The sequence below is a fragment of the Martinezella sp. CNPSo 3732 genome (genome assembly GCF_057784515.1).
The window spans coordinates 1-16,190 of sequence record NZ_JBXSOO010000030.1 but is presented as its reverse complement, the minus strand read 5'-3'; the positions used below and the strand labels follow the sequence as shown (position 1 = coordinate 16,190).

The following is a 16,190-nucleotide window of genomic DNA, read 5'->3' as shown; positions in this document are numbered from 1 at the left end:
ATTATGTCAGGTCGCGGAGACAATTCCAAAGCGAAGCCGGGTGCACCGGTGGACATGGAGCCGTTGCGCCGGGCGATCACCGGCTGTGTGCGCTCGATCGCCGGCGATGCCGAGGTCGAGGTGGCCTTCGCCAACGAACGCCCTGGAATGACCGGCGAGCGCATTCGCCTGCCGGAACTTTCCAAACGGCCGACGGCGCATGAGCTGGCGGTGACACGCGGCCTCGGTGATTCGATGGCCCTGCGGCTTGCCTGTCATGATGCCCGTGTCCACGCCGTGATGTCGCCCCAGGGTGCCGATGCCCGCAGCATCTTCGATGCCGTCGAGCAGGCGCGTGTCGAATCGATCGGCTCGCTGCGCATGAGTGGCGTGGCCGCTAACCTCAATTCGATGAATACGGAAAAATACGCCAAGGCGAATTTCTCGGGCATCGAGCGGCAGGAAGACGCGCCGATCGGCGAAGCCATGGCAATGATCGTGCGCGAGAAGCTGACCGGCCAGAAGCCGCCAGAGAGCGCCGGCAAGGTGCTCGACCTCTGGCGCCCCTTCATCGAGGAAAAGACCGGCGGCCAACTCGACAACCTGCTGTCTGCCATCAACGACCAGCAGAGCTTCGCCCGTGTCGTCCGCAACATTCTGACGGCCATGGAAATGGCCGAGGAATATGGTGACGAGCAATCCGAGCCCGACAGCGACGAGCAGCCGAGCGAAGAGGACAAGCCGAACGGCGAGGACCAGGATAACGACGACGTCAAGGAAGACGAAGGCTCCGATGCCGCTCCAGCCGAGGACAGCGAAGCCTCCGACGAGCAGATGGAAGACGGCGCAACCGAAGACGGCGGCGAGATCTCCGACGACGATATGAGCGAAGAGGGTGAGGAAGACTCGGAAACGCCGGGCGAAACCCGCCGTCCGAACACGCCTTTCGCCGACTTCAACGAGAAGGTCGACTATCACGTCTATACGGAGGAATTCGACGAGACCACGACGGCGCAGGAATTGTGCGACGTGGCCGAACTCGAACGCCTGCGCGCCTTCCTCGACAAGCAGCTTGCGCATCTGCAGGGCGCCGTTGGCCGGCTCGCCAACCGGCTGCAGCGTCGCTTGATGGCGCAGCAGAATCGTTCCTGGGACTTCGATCTGGAGGAGGGCTATCTTGATCCGGCCCGCCTGCCGCGCCTGATCATCGACCCGACGCAGGCGCTGTCCTTCAAGATGGAGCGCGACACGCAGTTCCGCGATACGGTCGTGACCTTGCTGATCGACAATTCCGGCTCGATGCGCGGCCGTCCGATCACGGTTGCCGCCTCCTGCGCCGATATCCTTGCCCGTACGCTGGAACGCTGCGGCGTGAAGGTCGAGATCCTCGGCTTCACCACCAAGGCGTGGAAGGGCGGCCAGGCGCGCGAGAAGTGGCTCGCCAGTGGCAAGCCGCAGACGCCGGGCCGTCTGAACGACCTGCGCCACATCATCTACAAGTCCGCCGACGAGCCCTATAGACGGTCTCGCAGCAATCTTGGCTTGATGATGCGCGAAGGTCTGCTCAAGGAAAACATCGACGGCGAGGCGCTGATCTGGGCGCATAACCGGCTGCTCGGTCGCCGCGAACAGCGCCGCATCCTGATGATGATATCGGACGGTGCGCCGGTCGATGATTCCACGCTGTCGGTCAATCCGGGCAACTATCTGGAACGGCACCTGCGCGCAGTGATCGACCAGATCGAGACGCGTTCACCCGTCGAACTGCTGGCCATCGGCATCGGCCATGACGTCACGCGATATTATCGCCGCGCCGTCACCATCGTCGACGCCGATGAGCTTGCTGGCGCCATGACGGAACAGCTTGCCTCGCTGTTCGAGGATCAGACGAGCATGCCGCGCTCGCGCATGCGCCGCGCCAGCTGAGCCCGCTCAGGCTTTCCTTGGCATCGGCCTTGCGGCCGGTGCCTTTTCCGGGCAATGTCGCCGGTTTGCGGCGCTGGCCGGTAGCCGCGAAATCCGTGTGTCTCATTGCGATGCTCGCCGGACTGCTCTCAGGCTGCAGTTCCGGAAATGGCGCCGATGAGCCGGGCCCGGCGGCAGTTCAGGCGAAGGTCATTTCCACCTTCAAGCGAGGCTCGGATCAAACGCGCTTCGGCGCTCTTGAATTTCTCGGCGGCCTTGAGTTCAGCTCGGATAATGCGCTTCTCGGCGCCGTTTCAGCCATCCGCTTTCGCGACGATCAACGCCATTTCATTTCGGTGCTGGATACCGGCCATTGGCTTACCGGCGCCATCGAACGCGACCAAGAAGGCCGGCTGACCGGCATCAGCGATGCGCGAATAGCGCCCATGATTGATCGCCTTGGCGAGAAGGATTCGGGCGATGGAGTTATGGATGCCGAAGGCTTGGCGCTGCGCGGCAATCACGTCCTCGTCAGCTATGAACAATATCATCGCGTCGATGCCTATCCCGATCCGGGTTTCGAGATTTCGCCGCCCGATGGCACCATGTCCATTCCCATCCCGCGATGGGAGCTGCGTTCCAATCGCAGCCTCGAGGCGCTTATGATCGCGCCACAGTCGAGCCCGCTTGCCGGCGGCGCGGTGATCGTCGCCGAAGACAGCCTGGATGATCAAGGCAATCTGCTCGCCGCAATTCTGGACGGGCCGCGGCAGGGACGCTTCACCGTGAGGCGCCATGGCGGCTTCAATGTCAGCGACGGTGCCTTTCTGCCGGATGGTGACCTATTGCTGCTGGAGCGGCGCTTCGGGCTGATCCATGGTCTCGGCGTGCGTATGCGGCGTATAGCCGGCGCGGATATCAAGCCGGGTGCTGTCTTGGACGGCAAGGTGGTCTTCGCGGCTGGCTCCGGAGATCAGATCGACAATATGGAGGGCCTGGATGTCTTCCGCACTGCCGATGGCTCCCTGCATCTCGTCATGGTCTCGGATGACAACCATTCGATCCTGCAGCGCAGCCTGATGTTGGAGTTCAAGCTGCATGATGACAGCGTCATCAGCCAGAATTGAAGCAGCCAGGGGCTTATTTGTCTGCCGCTACCATTTTATTTTTGCTGGGGATGGTGCCGCGCGTCACATTGAGTCGCGCGGCGGATTATTTGGCCGTCAAGCCGTCGGAGCCTGCGGCATCGGCTTCAACATGTTCATCAGAGCGCCATAGGGCAGCAGCATGACGAGTCCGACGGTGACCTTGACCGAGAAATCGCCGATCGCCCAGGAAATCCAGCGCGGTGCCGAAGTGGAGAACGCGCCAAGGATCGGCGCCCATTCGATCGCGAAGGGATCGTTCGGTCCGAAGAAGACGAAGAAGGGCGCGAAGGCGAAGGAGAAGAAGATCAGCGTATCCAGCATCGAGCCGATGAGCGAGCCGAACAGCGGTGCGCGCCACCAGGCCATGCGGCGCAGACGGTTGAAGACCGAGATATCGAGCAGCTGGCCGGCGAGATAGGCCGAACCGGAGGCGATCGCGATGCGCGGCTGTGCGGTGTAAAACGAAAGAGCGACACCAACGACGAAGCCGGCAAAGACGACCTTGCGCGCGGCCTTCGGGCCGAACTGGCGATTGGTCAGATCGGTGATGAGGAAGGCGACCGGATAGGTGAAAGCACCCCAGGTGAGGATATCCGCGAGATTGATGCCGGCGAGCGTCGCCTGCAGCGGATACTGCACGAGGATGTTGGAAGCGACGACAACCAGCGTCATCAGCAGAACGTAGATAAGGGTATGACGTATCGTCAGCATTTTTTTATCCTGGGAGATGCCACCAGTTGAAGGAAACCGGACATGGAAAAAGGCTTGTCCGGAGATGATCCGTGCAAGCCTCTTAGCCGGTATGAAATCGCGAAGTGCTAGTGCTGCTTAGGCAGCAACGGCAGCTTCAGCGGACTTCTTGACGATCTGGCGACGCAGCAGGCGAGCGCGCATGCTGAGTTCGTTTTCGCTTGCCTTGATGAGGAAAGCGTCCAGACCACCGCGATGCTCGACCGAACGCAGCGCTGCAGCGGAAACGCGCAGACGGTAGCGCTGGCCGAGAACGTCGGAGATCAGCGTGACCTGGCAAAGGTTCGGCAGGAACCGACGCTTGGTCTTGTTGTTGGCGTGGCTAACGTTGTTGCCCACGAGGACGGCCTTGCCGGTCAATTCGCACATGCGGGACATGGTACACCTACTTTTGTTTTTCTCGGCCATCGGATAGACATCCCGGGCAAAACCCGACGCGCAATCCAACAGGCCATAATTGGAAAGTTGCGGTTCTATAGTCAGAGAGGCTGGCCGCGTCAAGCCAAACCTTGTGTTTTCCCGCAATTCCGTCAAAAAGCTGCTGTTGTCTGACGCTCGCAGCAGGCGAGCTAAGCAACTATATAACTTGCCTGATCCTCGTTGAAGGCCCTGATCATGGTTCAAATTCGGAAGTGGCTTATCATTTCAGCTGTCGTTGCGTCGATGCCGTCCATGGCATTGGCCGATGTGCTGCGGCATGAAACGCGCTATCGCGTTTCGCTGGCAGGCCTGCCGATTGCCAGGGCGGATTTCAAGACCGAGGTCACCGGCAAGCAGTTCACCATTCGCGGCGATATCACCTCCGCGGGCCTTGCCGATCTTGTCACTTCCATCGACGCCAGGACGGATGTGACCGGCGTCGTTAACGACAGCAAGCTGCAGGCGACGCACTACACACTCTTCTACAAGAGCGGCAAGAGGGAGCGCACCTATGACGTTGCCTATACCAACGGCAATGTGACGTCGAATTCGATCACGCCCGAGCCGAAACGGCCGGACACCTGGGTTCCGATCACGGAAAGCGACCTGAAGGCCGTGCTCGACCCCATATCGGGTATGATCTTTCCGATTACGCCCAGCCTTAACCTCTGCAATCAGACGCTGGCCGTCTTCGATGGTGAGATGCGCATGGATCTAAAGCTGTCGCCGAAGGGATCGCACCCCTTCTCGACGGAGGGTTTCAAGGGCAAGACCATCGCCTGCGGCGTGCGCTTCACGCCGAAGAGCGGCTATAAGAGCACGCGCAAGGATTATCTCTATCTTGCCAAGAGCGACGATATGGAGATCTGGTTCGCCAAGGCGGATACCATGAATGTCTACGCTCCTGTTTACGTTCGTATTCCGACGCAATACGGGACGGTGACCATCACGGCCGTAAAATACGGCAGTTAGACCGGGCTGCCGTTTCACAGAAATGCTTGACGCTTCCTGTCGTTGTTTCTACGCAATTTCCAGCGGAAAATTGCTGTGCATTTTCGCGGAATTGCGTTAGCGGGCAGGCGACGTCCGCAGCAACGGGCTAGGGGCTGGGATGAAATTTCGCGCGACGTTGACGGGCTTTTCGGCCATTTTGATGTGGTCGTTTCTGGCGCTTCTGACCGTCGCGTCAGGCAAGATACCGCCCTTTCAGCTGCTTGCCGTCTGTTTTACGATCGGCAGCATTCCGGGCATCATCGTTCTTCTGCTCAGGCCCGAACGGCTGCAGCTTCTACGCCAGCCCGCCAAGGTCTGGATAACAGGCATCACGGGCCTGTTCGGCTACCACTTTCTCTATTTCACGGCGCTGCGTCACGCGCCGGCGGTGGAGGCGGGCCTGATCGCCTATCTGTGGCCGCTGCTGATCGTCGTCGGCTCGGCGCTGCTGCCTGGAGAGCGGCTGCGCTGGTATCACATCGTCGGCGCTCTGATGGGGCTTGCGGGTACGATCCTGATTGTCGGCCGCAATGGCTTTCATTTCGAAGGCGCCTATGCCGTCGGCTATGGTGCGGCGTTCCTTTGCGCCTTCACCTGGTCCGGTTATTCGCTGATCACGCGTCGTTTCGAGGCTGTTTCCACCGATGTGGTCACGATATTTTGCCTTGCGACATCGATCCTTTCCTTCTTTTGTCACCTTGGCCTTGAGGAGACCATCTGGCCGGAGAACCCGGCCCAGTGGATCGCCGTGCTGGGCCTTGGCCTTTTCCCTGTCGGGGCTGCCTTCTATGCCTGGGATTACGGCGTCAAGAACGGCGATATCCAAATCCTCGGCGCGGCAAGCTATGCCGCACCGCTGTTCTCGACGTTGATTCTGACACTGTTCGGTTTTGCCGAGCCGAGTTGGGGCATTGCGCTCGCCTGCCTGCTCGTGACTGGAGGCGCGGTACTGGCCGCCCATCGCATGATCCTGCGCCGGGGCGACGCAGAGCAAACGCGGGCGGAAGCGGCGGAATAGCTCCGCCGCCCTCGCTGCCATTTATTTCTTGAAGACTTCTTGCAGGAAGGCCACGAGCGATGGTCGCCAGACATCCATTTCGTGCTGGAGGTCTGGATATTCGTGATATTCGTGCTTGATCTTCTTGGCGTCGAGCGTCGCCTTCAAGCCAGCGACGTCCTTGCCGACGACCTGGTCCTTGCTGCCGACCGTTACCGTGAAGTTGTGCAAGGCCTTGTTGATCTTCTCCGGCTCGTTCAGCACAGCATCGACGGTCTTGTTGGGAACCGTCGTCGTGCTGACGCCGCTGAAGGTTGCGACCCAGCCGAAGGTATCCAGATGTGAAAGACCGGATACGAGGGCCTGATAGCCTCCCTGCGACAGCCCGGCCACAGCGCGGCCGCTCGCCTCGTTCCGCACCCGATAATGCTTCTTCACATACGGGATAAGATCTTCGGTCAGTTCGCGATCGGCCGCCTCGGCATTCGCGGGATAGAAATTCGCCCGGCGATCGGCGGCCGGGAAATTCTCGGCGATCGCGTTCGGCACGTCGGTTTCCGTATCCGGAATGACGACGATCATCGGCTCGATCTTCTTTTCGGCAAGGAGATTATCGAGGATTTGCGGCGCGCGGCCTTGGAGGACCCAGGACCCCACAGTATCGCCGAAGCCGTGATAGAGGTAGAGCACGGGCAGCGGCTTGGAGGAATCTGTGTAGCCGGGCGGCGTGTAGACATACATCTGCCGTTCCGAATCGAGCGCCTTGGAATGCAGGGTCACCAGCCGCAGGTCGCCGTGGGGCACATTGCGGATATCGAGAATGCTGCCGGGCACCAGGATCAAACTGGTATTGACCTGCCGTTGCGGCTTCGGCGCATTGGTGCCGGTGTCGATGCTGCGAAAGCCGTCGACGTTGAAGTAATATTCGTAGAGATCCGGCTTCAGCACCTCCGTCTTGGCGCTCCATGTGCCGTCGTCGCCGCGCTGCATGGCAATGGGATCGCGCGAGCCCAAGGTGACGGAAACCGCCTTTGCCGAGGGCGCATAAAGGCGAAAGGTGATCGAGCCGTCCTTTTCGACAGAGGTGACAAAGTTTTTCAGGGGCTGGCCGGCTGGCGGCGAGGCCGGTGCATCGAGGGCAAAGACAGGGGCGCTCATGACACAGCCTGCGGCGACGAGCAAAGGAAACAACAAACGCACGAAAAAACCTCCTCCGGATGAATCAATTTTCACTTCCCCCGTGTAAAGCTGACACAGCGCGTCGCTTTTTCAAGACCGTCGCCGCGCGCTGTCTGGCCGCATCCTGCTTGATGGCAATGAAAGGTAAAAGAGGGTCAGTCTGAGGCCGGCTTCCAGTCCGGCGGTGCCATCTCGAAGCTCGAAAATTCGAAGCCGGGGGAGACCGTACAGCCGACGAGCGTGAATTGCCCGAGACTTTCGGCCGATTGCCACCAATTGGCTGGAATGATCGCCTGCGGGCGCTCGCCCTTTGCCAGATCCATGCCGAGAACGAGTTTTTCACTCGTCTTGCCGTCGGCCGAGCGATGCAAGGCGAGGGGCGCGCCGGCATAATAGTGCCAGACCTCCGCGGCGTCGTGCACCCGATGCCAGTGCGAGCGCTCGCCCGCCTCGAGCAGATAGTAGATGGCGGTGGAATGCCCGCGGGCGCCGCCGTTCTCGTCGCGGAAGGTCTGCACGTACCAGCCGCCTTCCGGATGCCGCTGCATGGAAAGCGTTTCGATGATCTCCTTTGCCTGCATCAGAAATTGTCCTTGCGCTTGCGGATCTCGGCGAAGACCTCTTCGTTGCTGCGGCTTTCCATCAGCAGATGGCGGCGGATCGCCGGATCGGCGGCGCGCAGGAACGGATTGGTTTCCTTCTCGAGCGCCAGCGTGGTCGGGATGGTGAACTTACCTTCCGCTCTCAATGCCTCGATATCGGCAGCACGCGCTTTCAGCCGCTCATTGCCGGGGTCGATGGTCAGCGCGAAACGGGCATTGGAGAGCGTGTATTCATGGCCGAAATAAACGGCCGTTTCGTCTGGCAGCACGGCGAGCTTTTGCAGCGAGGCCCACATATCCGCTGCCGGCCGCTCGAACAGGCGGCCGCAGCCGAGCGCAAACAGCGTGTCGGCGGCGAAAAGCAGCTTGTCGTCGGCAAAGTGATAGCAAACGTGGCCGGCAGTATGGCCAGGCGTTTCGATGACATTGACCGTATGACCGGCAAACTCGAACGTATCACCGTCGCCGACGGCGCGATCGAGGCCGGGAATGGCGACGGCTTCGTTGATCGGACCGATGATCTCGCAGCCGAACTGCTCTTTCAGCGCCAGATTACCCTCGACATGATCGGTGTGGTGATGGGTCGTCAGGATGTGGCTGATCGTCCAGCCGCGACGATCGGCGGCTTTCAGGATCGCATCTGCCTCCGGAGCGTCGATCGATGCGGTCAATCCGGTTTCCAGATCATGGACCAAGACGCCGAAATTGTCGGAACGGCAGATAAAAATCTCTAATTCCAATGGTTTCATGATCGAAATCGTCCTCGTCTTTTACGTTGGTGGAGAATGTAAGCCGTTCGGCCTTGAAGTCCAACGTTTGGCTGATAACATTTGTTTCGATGCACGCCGATATTGTCGATCTCCGCCAGTTTTATCATTCCGAGCTCGGTCGCTTGGCGGAGCAGTCGATCGCCATGGCGCTGTCCTCCATCTGGGCGCGGATGCCCGAGGAGCGGCTTGTCGGCCTCGGCTATGCCGTGCCCTATCTCGATCGTTTCCGGGCCGACACCGAGCGCACTTTCGCCTTCATGCCGGCGGGGCAGGGTGCGGTGAACTGGCCGATGGGCTCGGCCTCGTCGACGGCGCTGATCTTCGATGAAGAACTGCCGCTCCCCGACAGTTCGATCGACCGGGTGCTGATGGTGCATTCGCTGGAATTTGCGGAAAGCCCGCGCGAGACGCTGAAGGAGCTCTGGCGGGTGCTTGCGCCCGGTGGGCGGCTTGTCATCGCCGTGCCGAACCGGCGCGGCGTCTGGGCGCGCATGGAACACACGCCGTTCGGCTCCGGCCGGCCCTATTCGCGCGGCCAGCTCACCTCGCTGCTGCGCGAGACCAATTTCACGCCGGGTGCGACGGCGGAGGCATTGTTCTTCCCGCCCTCGAAGCTGCGCACCGTGCTGCGGCTGCGCCGCGCCTTCGAGCGGGTCGGGCGCACTCTATGGCCGGCATTTTCGGGCGTCATCATCGTCGAGGCGCAGAAGCGGCTCTATCAGGGCCTGCCCGTTGCCGTTCGTGCCTCGCGCCGCGTCTTCGTGCCGGTGCTGGCACCGCGCGGCATACCGACGGCGCGCGATGGCGCGTGACGCTTTCGCCGTAGCGCCGACACTCGACAAATTTATCAATCCGCTTTAATGCGACGGGGTGTCATAAACCGGAATTTTCCGGTCTTTCCCAAGGTCGATCCAATGAGCATGGAAATGAGCAAGCCCGTCCCGCGTCCCGGCATTCTCGATATCGCTGCCTATGTGCCGGGCAAGGAGCATGCGCCGGGCGTTGCGCGCGTGTTCAAGCTTTCCTCGAACGAGACGCCGCTTGGCGCCAGCCCCAAGGCAATCGAAGCCTTCCGCGGCGCTGCCGGCAATCTCGAACGCTATCCCGACGGGCAGGCCAAGGAATTGCGCCAGGCGATCGCCGATGTGCATGGGCTGAATGTGGCCAATATCCTCTGCGGTGCCGGCTCCGACGAGCTGCTCGGCCTGCTCTGCCACACCTATCTCGGCACCGGTGACGAAGGCATCATCACCGAGCACGGCTTCCTGGTCTACAAGATCCAGATCATGGCCGCCGGCGCGACGCCGGTCACCGTCAAGGAGAAGGATTGTACCGTCGATGTCGACGCGATCCTCGCGGCCGTTACGGAAAAGACCAAAATGGTCTTCATTGCCAACCCCGCCAATCCGACCGGCACCTATGTGCCTGTCAGCGAGATCCGCCGCCTGCAGGCGAGCCTGCCGAAGCACGTCATCCTCATCCTCGACGCTGCCTATGCCGAATATGTCCGCCGCAACGATTACGAAGCCGGCCTTGAACTCGTTTCGGCAAACCAGAACGTCGTCATGACCCGTACCTTCTCCAAGGTCTACGGCCTGGCAGCCCTTCGTATCGGCTGGATGTATGCCCCGGTCGATATCGTCGATGCGATCAACCGCGTGCGCGCTCCGTTCAACCTGAACAGCGCGGCCATTGCTGCCGGAGCGGCTGCCATTCGCGATCAGGCTTTCACGGAAAAGGCGGTCGCGCATAACACACTCTGGATCGAGAAGATGACGGCGGCGCTCGAAGCCTTGGGTCTCAGCGTGACGCCGTCGGTTGCGAATTTCGTGCTGATCCATTTTCCGGACGGCGCCGGCAAGCGTGCCGCCGAGGCCGATGATTTCCTCACGAGCCGCGGCTATATCCTGCGTGCTGTGCGCGCCTACGGCTTCCCGAATTCGCTGCGCTTGAGCATCGGCACCGAAGAGGCCAATCTCGGCGTCATCGACGCTCTGGCCGAATTTATGGGACGCAAGGCATGAGCAACATCCAGTTCGATCGCATCGCCCTGATCGGCATCGGCCTTATCGGCTCTTCCATCGCCCATGACATCAAGCGCCTTGGTATCGCAAAGGAAGTGGTGATCTCGACACGCAGCGCCGAGACGCTGAAGCGTGCCGAAGAGCTGAAGCTCGGCGACCGCTATACGCCGTCCTCGGCTGAAGCCGTGAAAGACGCCGATCTCGTCATCGTCTCAGTACCGGTTGGTGCTTCCGAGAGCGTCGCCAAGGAAATCGCCGCTCATCTGAAGCCGGGCGCCATCGTCACCGATGTTGGCTCGACCAAGGCATCGGTCATTGCGCAGATGCAGCCGCATATGCCGCCCAACGTGCATTTCATTCCGGGTCATCCGCTCGCGGGAACGGAGAAATCCGGCCCGGATGCGGGCTTTCCGGGGCTGTTCAAGGGGCGCTGGTGCATCTTCACGCCCGTTCCAGGTACCGATGAGGCTGCGATCAAGACGCTTCGCGGCTTCTGGGAAACCCTGGGCTCCCGTGTCGACGAGATGGATCCCGAGCATCACGACAAGGTGCTGGCGATCGTCTCGCATCTGCCGCATCTGATCGCCTACAACATCGTCGGGACCGCCGACGATCTGGAGACGGTGACCGAATCGGAAGTCATCAAATATTCCGCCTCTGGCTTCCGCGACTTCACTCGCCTTGCCGCCTCTGATCCGACCATGTGGCGCGACGTCTGCCTGCACAATCGCGATGCGATTCTGGAGATGCTATCGCGCTTCTCCGAGGATCTGGCATCGCTGCAGCGCGCGATCCGCTGGGGTGATGGCGACAAGATCTTCGACCTTTTCACCCGCACGCGCGCCATTCGTCGCTCGATCGTCGAAGCCGGCCAGGACGTCGACGTGCCTGACTTCGGCCGTCATGCGCTGGATACGAAGGAATAGGCATTCTCGCGCGATGGAGGGGCCTTCGTGATCGTCAGGCGCGCAAATTCCGAAGATTTGCCCTGGCTCCTTGAGCATGAAGACGCCAGTGAAGACTGGATCGGGCGTTGCATTGAGTTTGGCGAATATTTTGTGGCCGAGCAGAATGGCGAGCTTGTCGGCTTCCTGCGCTTCAGCCGCTTCTGGGGCAAAATCCCCTATATGGACATGATCCGCGTACTGCCATCATACCGACGCGAGGGTGTTGGAACAGCTCTGTTCCATGCCTGGGAAGGCGCCATGATCGAAGAGGGCGCCCAGCATCTGATGACCTCAAGCGAATGGGCGGAAGCTGAGCCGCAGGCGTGGCATCGCCGCAACGGCTTCAAGGCGGCCGGTAGCATCGACCTCCGCATCGTCCAGCCGAGCCCGGAGATATTCTTTGTGAAGGATATCTCCGGCGTCGGCAAAGGATAGGCTCTCAGATCGGCGGAATCTTGCCGAGCGGGATGAAGCCGCTGAGCGAGAGGCGGCCGCGATCGGCGGTGAGATCGACGGAAACCTTGTCGCCGCCATTGGCAAGCGCCTTCAGCATCTTCGTGGCCGTCTTGATGATGTTCTTGGCGGCGGGAAGCGTCGTGGTCAGGCTATCCCCCCAAGGCCCGATCTGATTGATCTCCAGCTTGAATTGGCCTGATAGAAAACCCTCATCGTCGAAATTGAAGGGGCCGGAAAGCGTCATGATGCGACCGTCGCCGATGTCGATGACGGCCTGGTGCAGCACGCCTGCCGAGCCGCGAAGCCCCTCCCGGTCGCTGCCATCGAGCAGGCCGGCCTTGCCTGACAGCGTCACGTTGGCGCTCGTGGATGCGGTCGGCAGAACCTGGGGAAAATCCTTGATCACGGCATTGGCATTTTCGACGCCGATCGCGAAATCCAGATCGCTGCCGCTCTGGCTGGCGTGCATCTCCGTGTGGGCGGCTGTGACATTGATACTCTGGCCGGTGACTGAGGAGACGATGCCCGCCTTCAGCCCATTGATAACAGTCTGGGTCTGCGCGACGCCACGGCCCTTGGCGACGAGGTTCGATTGCAGATCGGCCCATTCAGCCGATACGGTCAGGCCCTCGGTCGTCCGCAACTCGGCGGGAGATTTCAGGCTCCAGCTCACATGGTTGGGCTGGAAGACCGGTGCGGAGGCACTGAGCCTGTCGAAATTGGTGGAGACGCCCCGTGTCTGGTTGTCGACAGTCACGGTGTCGCAGGTCAGGCCGATGGAGAAGGGGAAGCCGTTGAAGGCCATGTTCTCGCATTTGCCGGCAATGCCGGCGCTGTTCTGCTGACCGAGCGCCTTCAGGACATTGGTTCTGACGAAACCGGTCGCATAGTACCAACCGCCGGTGTAAAGACCGGCTAGAACCACCACCAGCCCAAAAAGGATGAGCCACAGACGTTTGCCTCGACCGGTCGTTACGCTCTGGCTTGACGCTGCCATGTTGTTCTCCAATGGTTGGACTGAAGCTTCACAGTGATTTGGCGTTGGATATGGACGAATTTTGGGTGTTTGGCTACGGATCCCTCATGTGGAATCCGGGCTTTGGTTATGACGAGCGGGCCGAGGCCCTGATTTTCGGTTATCGTCGCTCGCTCTGCGTCCGTTCCTGGGTCCATCGCGGGACGGAAGAAAACCCCGGCCTCGTCCTCGGCCTCGATCGCGGCGGTTCCTGCCGTGGCATGGCCTTCCGGGTTCCCGCCTCCGATTGGGACGAGGTGCTGACCTATCTGCGCGAGCGTGAGCTCGTCACCAACGTCTATCTGGAAAAGACCCTGCCGATCCGGCTCGCTGACGGGCGGCGCGTGACCGCCGTCGCCTATGTCGTCGATCGCAACCACAGGCAATATGCCGGCTCGCTGGATGCAATCGAGGCAGCGCATGTGGTGGAAGCTGCCATCGGCCGCTCCGGCCCGAACGATGCCTATCTCTTCAATACCCTGGCCCATCTGCGCGACATGGGCATCCGCGATCATTGGCTCGAACAGGTTGCCGGCGAAGTGGAGCGGATGCGAAAGGCATCCTGAACCTGCCGCCTGGCATCGTGAGTTCGCTCAGACTGCGGCGGTAACGGGTTTTGCCTTGGCGATTTCCGCCAGACGCTGGACCGCGGTCGGAGGAAGCGGTAGGTTCGGGTTGTTGGCGACCGTCTCGACCAGCAGCTCGTCGCTCGCTCTTTCCGTCTCCTCGATCAGGCGCGCGAAAAATGCATCGGGGTCCATGCCGGGCTCGATCGGCGGCAGGATGCGCACCTTGATATGGCCGGGATATTTGCGGAACGTGCGGCGCGGCCAGAAGAGGCCGGGATGCATGGCAACGGCGACGACGGGGATGCCGAGGTCGCGATACATGCGGGCGATGCCGTATTTGTAGACTGGCTCGGCACCTGGCGGCCGGCGCGTCCCCTCGGGGTAGATGATGAGCTGGCGGCCGGTGGCGAGCTCTTCGCGTGTGCGCTTCAGGACATCGAACATGACCTTGCCGCGGGCGCCGCGATCGACCGGGATCATGCGCTGTTTACCGGCATACCAGCCGAACAATGGGATCCACATCAGCTCGCGCTTCAGGATATAGACCGGGTCGTCCAGATAGGGCAGCAGTGCGAATGTATCCCAGAAGGATTGATGCTTGGGCGCGAAAATGAAGCTGCCCTTGGGGATATTTTCCAAGCCCTCGATCTCGAAGGTGGTGCCGACGATCTTCTCCATCAGCCAGGTGCTGGATTTCGCCCACGCCTTGGGGATCGCATAGGCCGCCTTGCGCGGCATGAGGAAATAAATCGGCGCCAACACGATCATGCGAATGATCAGATTGGCATAGAAGGCCGTGTTGAACAGGATCGAACGCAAGATAATCATCGAGGCTTTTCCAATGCACCGGCTTGCGCCAGCATCCGAAGGCTTGCCTACACGATTACAGCGTCAATAAAAAGTCGGTCTTTGCGGGGTTTTCGCGTCCGCGTCGTTTGATACGGCGAGCCTCAGTCGTCGTCCTCAGTCGGCTGCCGCGAGCGCAGGCCTATCGGCCGCCCGAGGCCGGTCAGATTGCGGGCGCCGGCAAGGAGCACTTTCGCATATTCCGAGATCATCGTGCGCAGCGCATTCGGGTCCGTGAACCAGTTCTTGCTCTTCAGGTCGGAGTTGACGACCGGATAGGGGATGAAATCAGTCGAGGGGTCGACATATTTCAGTTCCGCGAGACTGCGGGGCATATGGTAGTTGTTCGTGACAACGAGAACGCTCTTATAGCCCCTGGCGTGAATCCACTTTGCCGCTTCACGGGCATTGCCGATCGTATCGAGCGCATCGTAGCCGATGTCGACACAGCAGCTGAACAGGCTGGCGGAACTCTGCGTCAGCTTGCGGATCTGTGTCGGCGTGGTGGTCGGATGCGCGCCCGATATCAGCAGACGGTTGCCGGCACCGGTACGCAGCAGCTCCACTGCCTGATCGATCCGCTGATAGCCGCCCGTCAGCACGACGATGGCATCGGCTTTCGGCTCGAGCGGCGGCTTCAAGGTGGTGATCGAATCGGCAAAATGCAGGAAGCCGCCGAAAACGATGGCGACAAGGAAGATGAAAGCGAAGCCGCCCCAGCGCAGGAGACGCCGGAACAGGCTGCGGCGCATAGGTCTATCGCCGCGGGGGCGTGTCCGCAGCGACTGCAAACTCACGGACTTGCGAGTCGTCAGATCCATGCTCATGATTCGCTATTATACGCCAATTGCGGCAAGGAGCGGGCTGGCAAACGGTAAAAAAACATCGCTGAAACGTCAATTCTGTACGCTATCCGTCCGTCCGGGATCGGAACGGATCAGATCGATCTCGTAGATCGTGCGCATGACGGTGAAACGTGCCGTCAGCGTCGTTAGCAGCGCGATGATGATCATGGTGGCGAGAATGCCGATATAACCGAGCGCGCCGACGGAGAAAGTCCCGAACAATGCCGTTGCCTGGTCGGTCTGCGGCGTGGCGATCGTATGGCTTTGCAGGAGGCCGGCTGTTGCAAAGAAAAGCGCGGCAAGGGCACTGCCGGCGCCCGATCCTTTGAGGCTGATCTTCAGAAAATGCTTCTGGAACTCGTTGGCGACGAAGGTGCTTTCGGCGCCGACGAAATGCAGCACCTCGACGATATGCCGATTGCCTGACAATGCGCCGCGCGTGGCGAAAACCACAGTCAGGACCATGGCGGTGAAGACCAGCAACAGGACACCGGTACCGATGAGAACGGTGGTGTGCGCCATCGACACGAGCCGGTCGACCCAGGTGCGATGATCGTCCAGCGTCGCTTGTGGGATCTGCGCCTTGAGCAATGCGCGCATCGCCTCGAAGTCAGGCGGATGCGTTTCGTCGATGGTGATGATGACGAGGCGCGGAACGGGCAGTTCCTTGATATCGAGGCCGGCGCCGAGCCACGGTTCGAGCAGGCGCGCGGTTGCCGCTTCATCGACGATCTGGCCGGACTTG

Annotated in this window: 18 protein-coding genes; 9 read left to right on the top strand and 9 right to left on the bottom strand. The window is 60.8% G+C overall.

The annotated features are described in order from the left end of the window. Window positions 1-3: 3 nt before the first annotated feature. Window positions 4-1,905, top strand: coding sequence for a cobaltochelatase subunit CobT (gene cobT / locus AC13RM_RS29730; RefSeq protein ID WP_374822612.1), 1,902 nt, complete (start codon window positions 4-6; stop codon window positions 1,903-1,905). 17 nt (window positions 1,906-1,922) lie between these two features. Continuing rightward, window positions 1,923-3,011, top strand: coding sequence for an esterase-like activity of phytase family protein (locus AC13RM_RS29725; RefSeq protein WP_488556018.1), 1,089 nt, complete (start codon window positions 1,923-1,925; stop codon window positions 3,009-3,011). A gap of 96 nt (window positions 3,012-3,107) precedes the next feature. Here the strand turns inward: AC13RM_RS29725 and AC13RM_RS29720 are convergent, their stop codons facing one another. Both AC13RM_RS29720 and rpmB read right to left on the bottom strand, forming a co-directional pair. Continuing rightward, the gene (locus AC13RM_RS29720) at window positions 3,108-3,743 is read right to left on the bottom strand and encodes a queuosine precursor transporter (RefSeq protein WP_113231588.1); all 636 of its coding nucleotides are present in this window, start codon (window positions 3,741-3,743) and stop codon (window positions 3,108-3,110) included. A gap of 117 nt (window positions 3,744-3,860) precedes the next feature. Beyond that, window positions 3,861-4,160: a 50S ribosomal protein L28 gene (gene rpmB / locus AC13RM_RS29715; protein ID WP_004107717.1), complete on the bottom strand. Its 300-nt coding sequence runs from the start codon at window positions 4,158-4,160 to the stop codon at window positions 3,861-3,863. Between the two features lie 237 nt (window positions 4,161-4,397). On the opposite strand from rpmB, the gene AC13RM_RS29710 reads away from it, so the two are divergent. Both AC13RM_RS29710 and yddG read left to right on the top strand, forming a co-directional pair. Further along, window positions 4,398-5,174 carry a DUF3108 domain-containing protein gene (locus AC13RM_RS29710; protein WP_488556017.1) on the top strand — a complete coding sequence of 259 codons (777 nt, stop codon included), beginning with the start codon at window positions 4,398-4,400 and terminating at the stop codon, window positions 5,172-5,174. A gap of 139 nt (window positions 5,175-5,313) precedes the next feature. After that, the gene (gene yddG, locus AC13RM_RS29705) at window positions 5,314-6,213 is read left to right on the top strand and encodes an aromatic amino acid exporter YddG (protein ID WP_488556016.1); all 900 of its coding nucleotides are present in this window, start codon (window positions 5,314-5,316) and stop codon (window positions 6,211-6,213) included. A gap of 21 nt (window positions 6,214-6,234) precedes the next feature. Here yddG and AC13RM_RS29700 read toward each other — a convergent pair whose 3' ends face one another. The 3 genes from AC13RM_RS29700 to gloB form a co-directional block, all read right to left on the bottom strand. Further along, a complete protein-coding gene (locus AC13RM_RS29700; protein ID WP_440478759.1) occupies window positions 6,235-7,392 on the bottom strand; it encodes an esterase in 1,158 nt (385 codons plus the stop codon). 134 nt (window positions 7,393-7,526) lie between these two features. After that, window positions 7,527-7,952: a cupin domain-containing protein gene (locus AC13RM_RS29695; protein ID WP_440478760.1), complete on the bottom strand. Its 426-nt coding sequence runs from the start codon at window positions 7,950-7,952 to the stop codon at window positions 7,527-7,529. After that, window positions 7,952-8,722 (bottom strand): hydroxyacylglutathione hydrolase, encoded by a 771-nt coding sequence (gene gloB / locus AC13RM_RS29690; RefSeq protein WP_440478761.1) that lies wholly within the window; start codon window positions 8,720-8,722, stop codon window positions 7,952-7,954. The genes AC13RM_RS29695 and gloB overlap by 1 nt, the downstream gene beginning before the upstream one ends. Window positions 8,723-8,775: 53 nt before the next feature. Between gloB and AC13RM_RS29685 the strand changes: the two genes are divergently transcribed. The 4 genes from AC13RM_RS29685 to AC13RM_RS29670 all read left to right on the top strand — a co-directional run bounded on the left by AC13RM_RS29685 (window position 8,776) and on the right by AC13RM_RS29670 (window position 12,149). Then, window positions 8,776-9,555 carry a class I SAM-dependent methyltransferase gene (locus AC13RM_RS29685; protein WP_440478762.1) on the top strand — a complete coding sequence of 260 codons (780 nt, stop codon included), beginning with the start codon at window positions 8,776-8,778 and terminating at the stop codon, window positions 9,553-9,555. Window positions 9,556-9,657: 102 nt separating this feature from the next. Then, window positions 9,658-10,767, top strand: coding sequence for a histidinol-phosphate transaminase (hisC, locus tag AC13RM_RS29680; RefSeq protein ID WP_488556015.1), 1,110 nt, complete (start codon window positions 9,658-9,660; stop codon window positions 10,765-10,767). Then, on the top strand, window positions 10,764-11,693 hold the full coding sequence (locus AC13RM_RS29675) for a prephenate/arogenate dehydrogenase family protein (RefSeq protein WP_488556014.1): 930 nt from the start codon (window positions 10,764-10,766) through the stop codon (window positions 11,691-11,693). Before hisC ends, AC13RM_RS29675 begins: the two co-directional genes overlap by 4 nt. 27 nt (window positions 11,694-11,720) lie before the next feature. Then, window positions 11,721-12,149 carry a GNAT family N-acetyltransferase gene (locus AC13RM_RS29670; protein WP_488556013.1) on the top strand — a complete coding sequence of 143 codons (429 nt, stop codon included), beginning with the start codon at window positions 11,721-11,723 and terminating at the stop codon, window positions 12,147-12,149. A 4-nt stretch (window positions 12,150-12,153) separates the two neighbouring features. Here the strand turns inward: AC13RM_RS29670 and AC13RM_RS29665 are convergent, their stop codons facing one another. Further along, entirely contained in the window at window positions 12,154-13,167 is a 1,014-nt protein-coding gene (locus AC13RM_RS29665; protein WP_488556012.1) for a DUF2125 domain-containing protein, read from the bottom strand. An 11-nt stretch (window positions 13,168-13,178) separates the two neighbouring features. Here AC13RM_RS29665 and AC13RM_RS29660 point away from each other — a divergent pair, with 11 nt between their 5' ends. Next, entirely contained in the window at window positions 13,179-13,751 is a 573-nt protein-coding gene (locus AC13RM_RS29660) for a gamma-glutamylcyclotransferase (RefSeq protein ID WP_488556011.1), read from the top strand. Window positions 13,752-13,778: 27 nt separating this feature from the next. Here AC13RM_RS29660 and AC13RM_RS29655 read toward each other — a convergent pair whose 3' ends face one another. From AC13RM_RS29655 to AC13RM_RS29645, 3 genes are all read right to left on the bottom strand, one after another. Next, window positions 13,779-14,582, bottom strand: a complete 804-nt coding sequence (locus AC13RM_RS29655; protein WP_285174819.1) for a lysophospholipid acyltransferase family protein — start codon at window positions 14,580-14,582, stop codon at window positions 13,779-13,781. 122 nt (window positions 14,583-14,704) lie between these two features. Continuing rightward, the gene (locus AC13RM_RS29650; RefSeq protein ID WP_208409278.1) at window positions 14,705-15,427 is read right to left on the bottom strand and encodes a YdcF family protein; all 723 of its coding nucleotides are present in this window, start codon (window positions 15,425-15,427) and stop codon (window positions 14,705-14,707) included. Between the two features lie 69 nt (window positions 15,428-15,496). Then, a partial coding sequence (locus AC13RM_RS29645; protein ID WP_488556010.1) for a cell division protein FtsX occupies window positions 15,497-16,190 on the bottom strand: 694 nt, incomplete at its 5' end.

Coding starts and splice junctions, on each gene's coding strand:
- cobT (WP_374822612.1), top strand. CDS start 4: ATGTCAGGTCGCGGAGACAATTCCAAAGCGAAGCCGGGTGCACCGGTG.
- AC13RM_RS29665 (WP_488556012.1), bottom strand. CDS start 13,167: ATGGCAGCGTCAAGCCAGAGCGTAACGACCGGTCGAGGCAAACGTCTG.
- AC13RM_RS29675 (WP_488556014.1), top strand. CDS start 10,764: ATGAGCAACATCCAGTTCGATCGCATCGCCCTGATCGGCATCGGCCTT.
- hisC (WP_488556015.1), top strand. CDS start 9,658: ATGAGCATGGAAATGAGCAAGCCCGTCCCGCGTCCCGGCATTCTCGAT.
- rpmB (WP_004107717.1), bottom strand. CDS start 4,160: ATGTCCCGCATGTGCGAATTGACCGGCAAGGCCGTCCTCGTGGGCAAC.
- AC13RM_RS29655 (WP_285174819.1), bottom strand. CDS start 14,582: ATGATTATCTTGCGTTCGATCCTGTTCAACACGGCCTTCTATGCCAAT.
- AC13RM_RS29710 (WP_488556017.1), top strand. CDS start 4,398: ATGGTTCAAATTCGGAAGTGGCTTATCATTTCAGCTGTCGTTGCGTCG.
- yddG (WP_488556016.1), top strand. CDS start 5,314: ATGAAATTTCGCGCGACGTTGACGGGCTTTTCGGCCATTTTGATGTGG.
- AC13RM_RS29660 (WP_488556011.1), top strand. CDS start 13,179: ATGGTTGGACTGAAGCTTCACAGTGATTTGGCGTTGGATATGGACGAA.
- AC13RM_RS29720 (WP_113231588.1), bottom strand. CDS start 3,743: ATGCTGACGATACGTCATACCCTTATCTACGTTCTGCTGATGACGCTG.
- gloB (WP_440478761.1), bottom strand. CDS start 8,722: ATGAAACCATTGGAATTAGAGATTTTTATCTGCCGTTCCGACAATTTC.
- AC13RM_RS29695 (WP_440478760.1), bottom strand. CDS start 7,952: ATGCAGGCAAAGGAGATCATCGAAACGCTTTCCATGCAGCGGCATCCG.
- AC13RM_RS29650 (WP_208409278.1), bottom strand. CDS start 15,427: ATGAGCATGGATCTGACGACTCGCAAGTCCGTGAGTTTGCAGTCGCTG.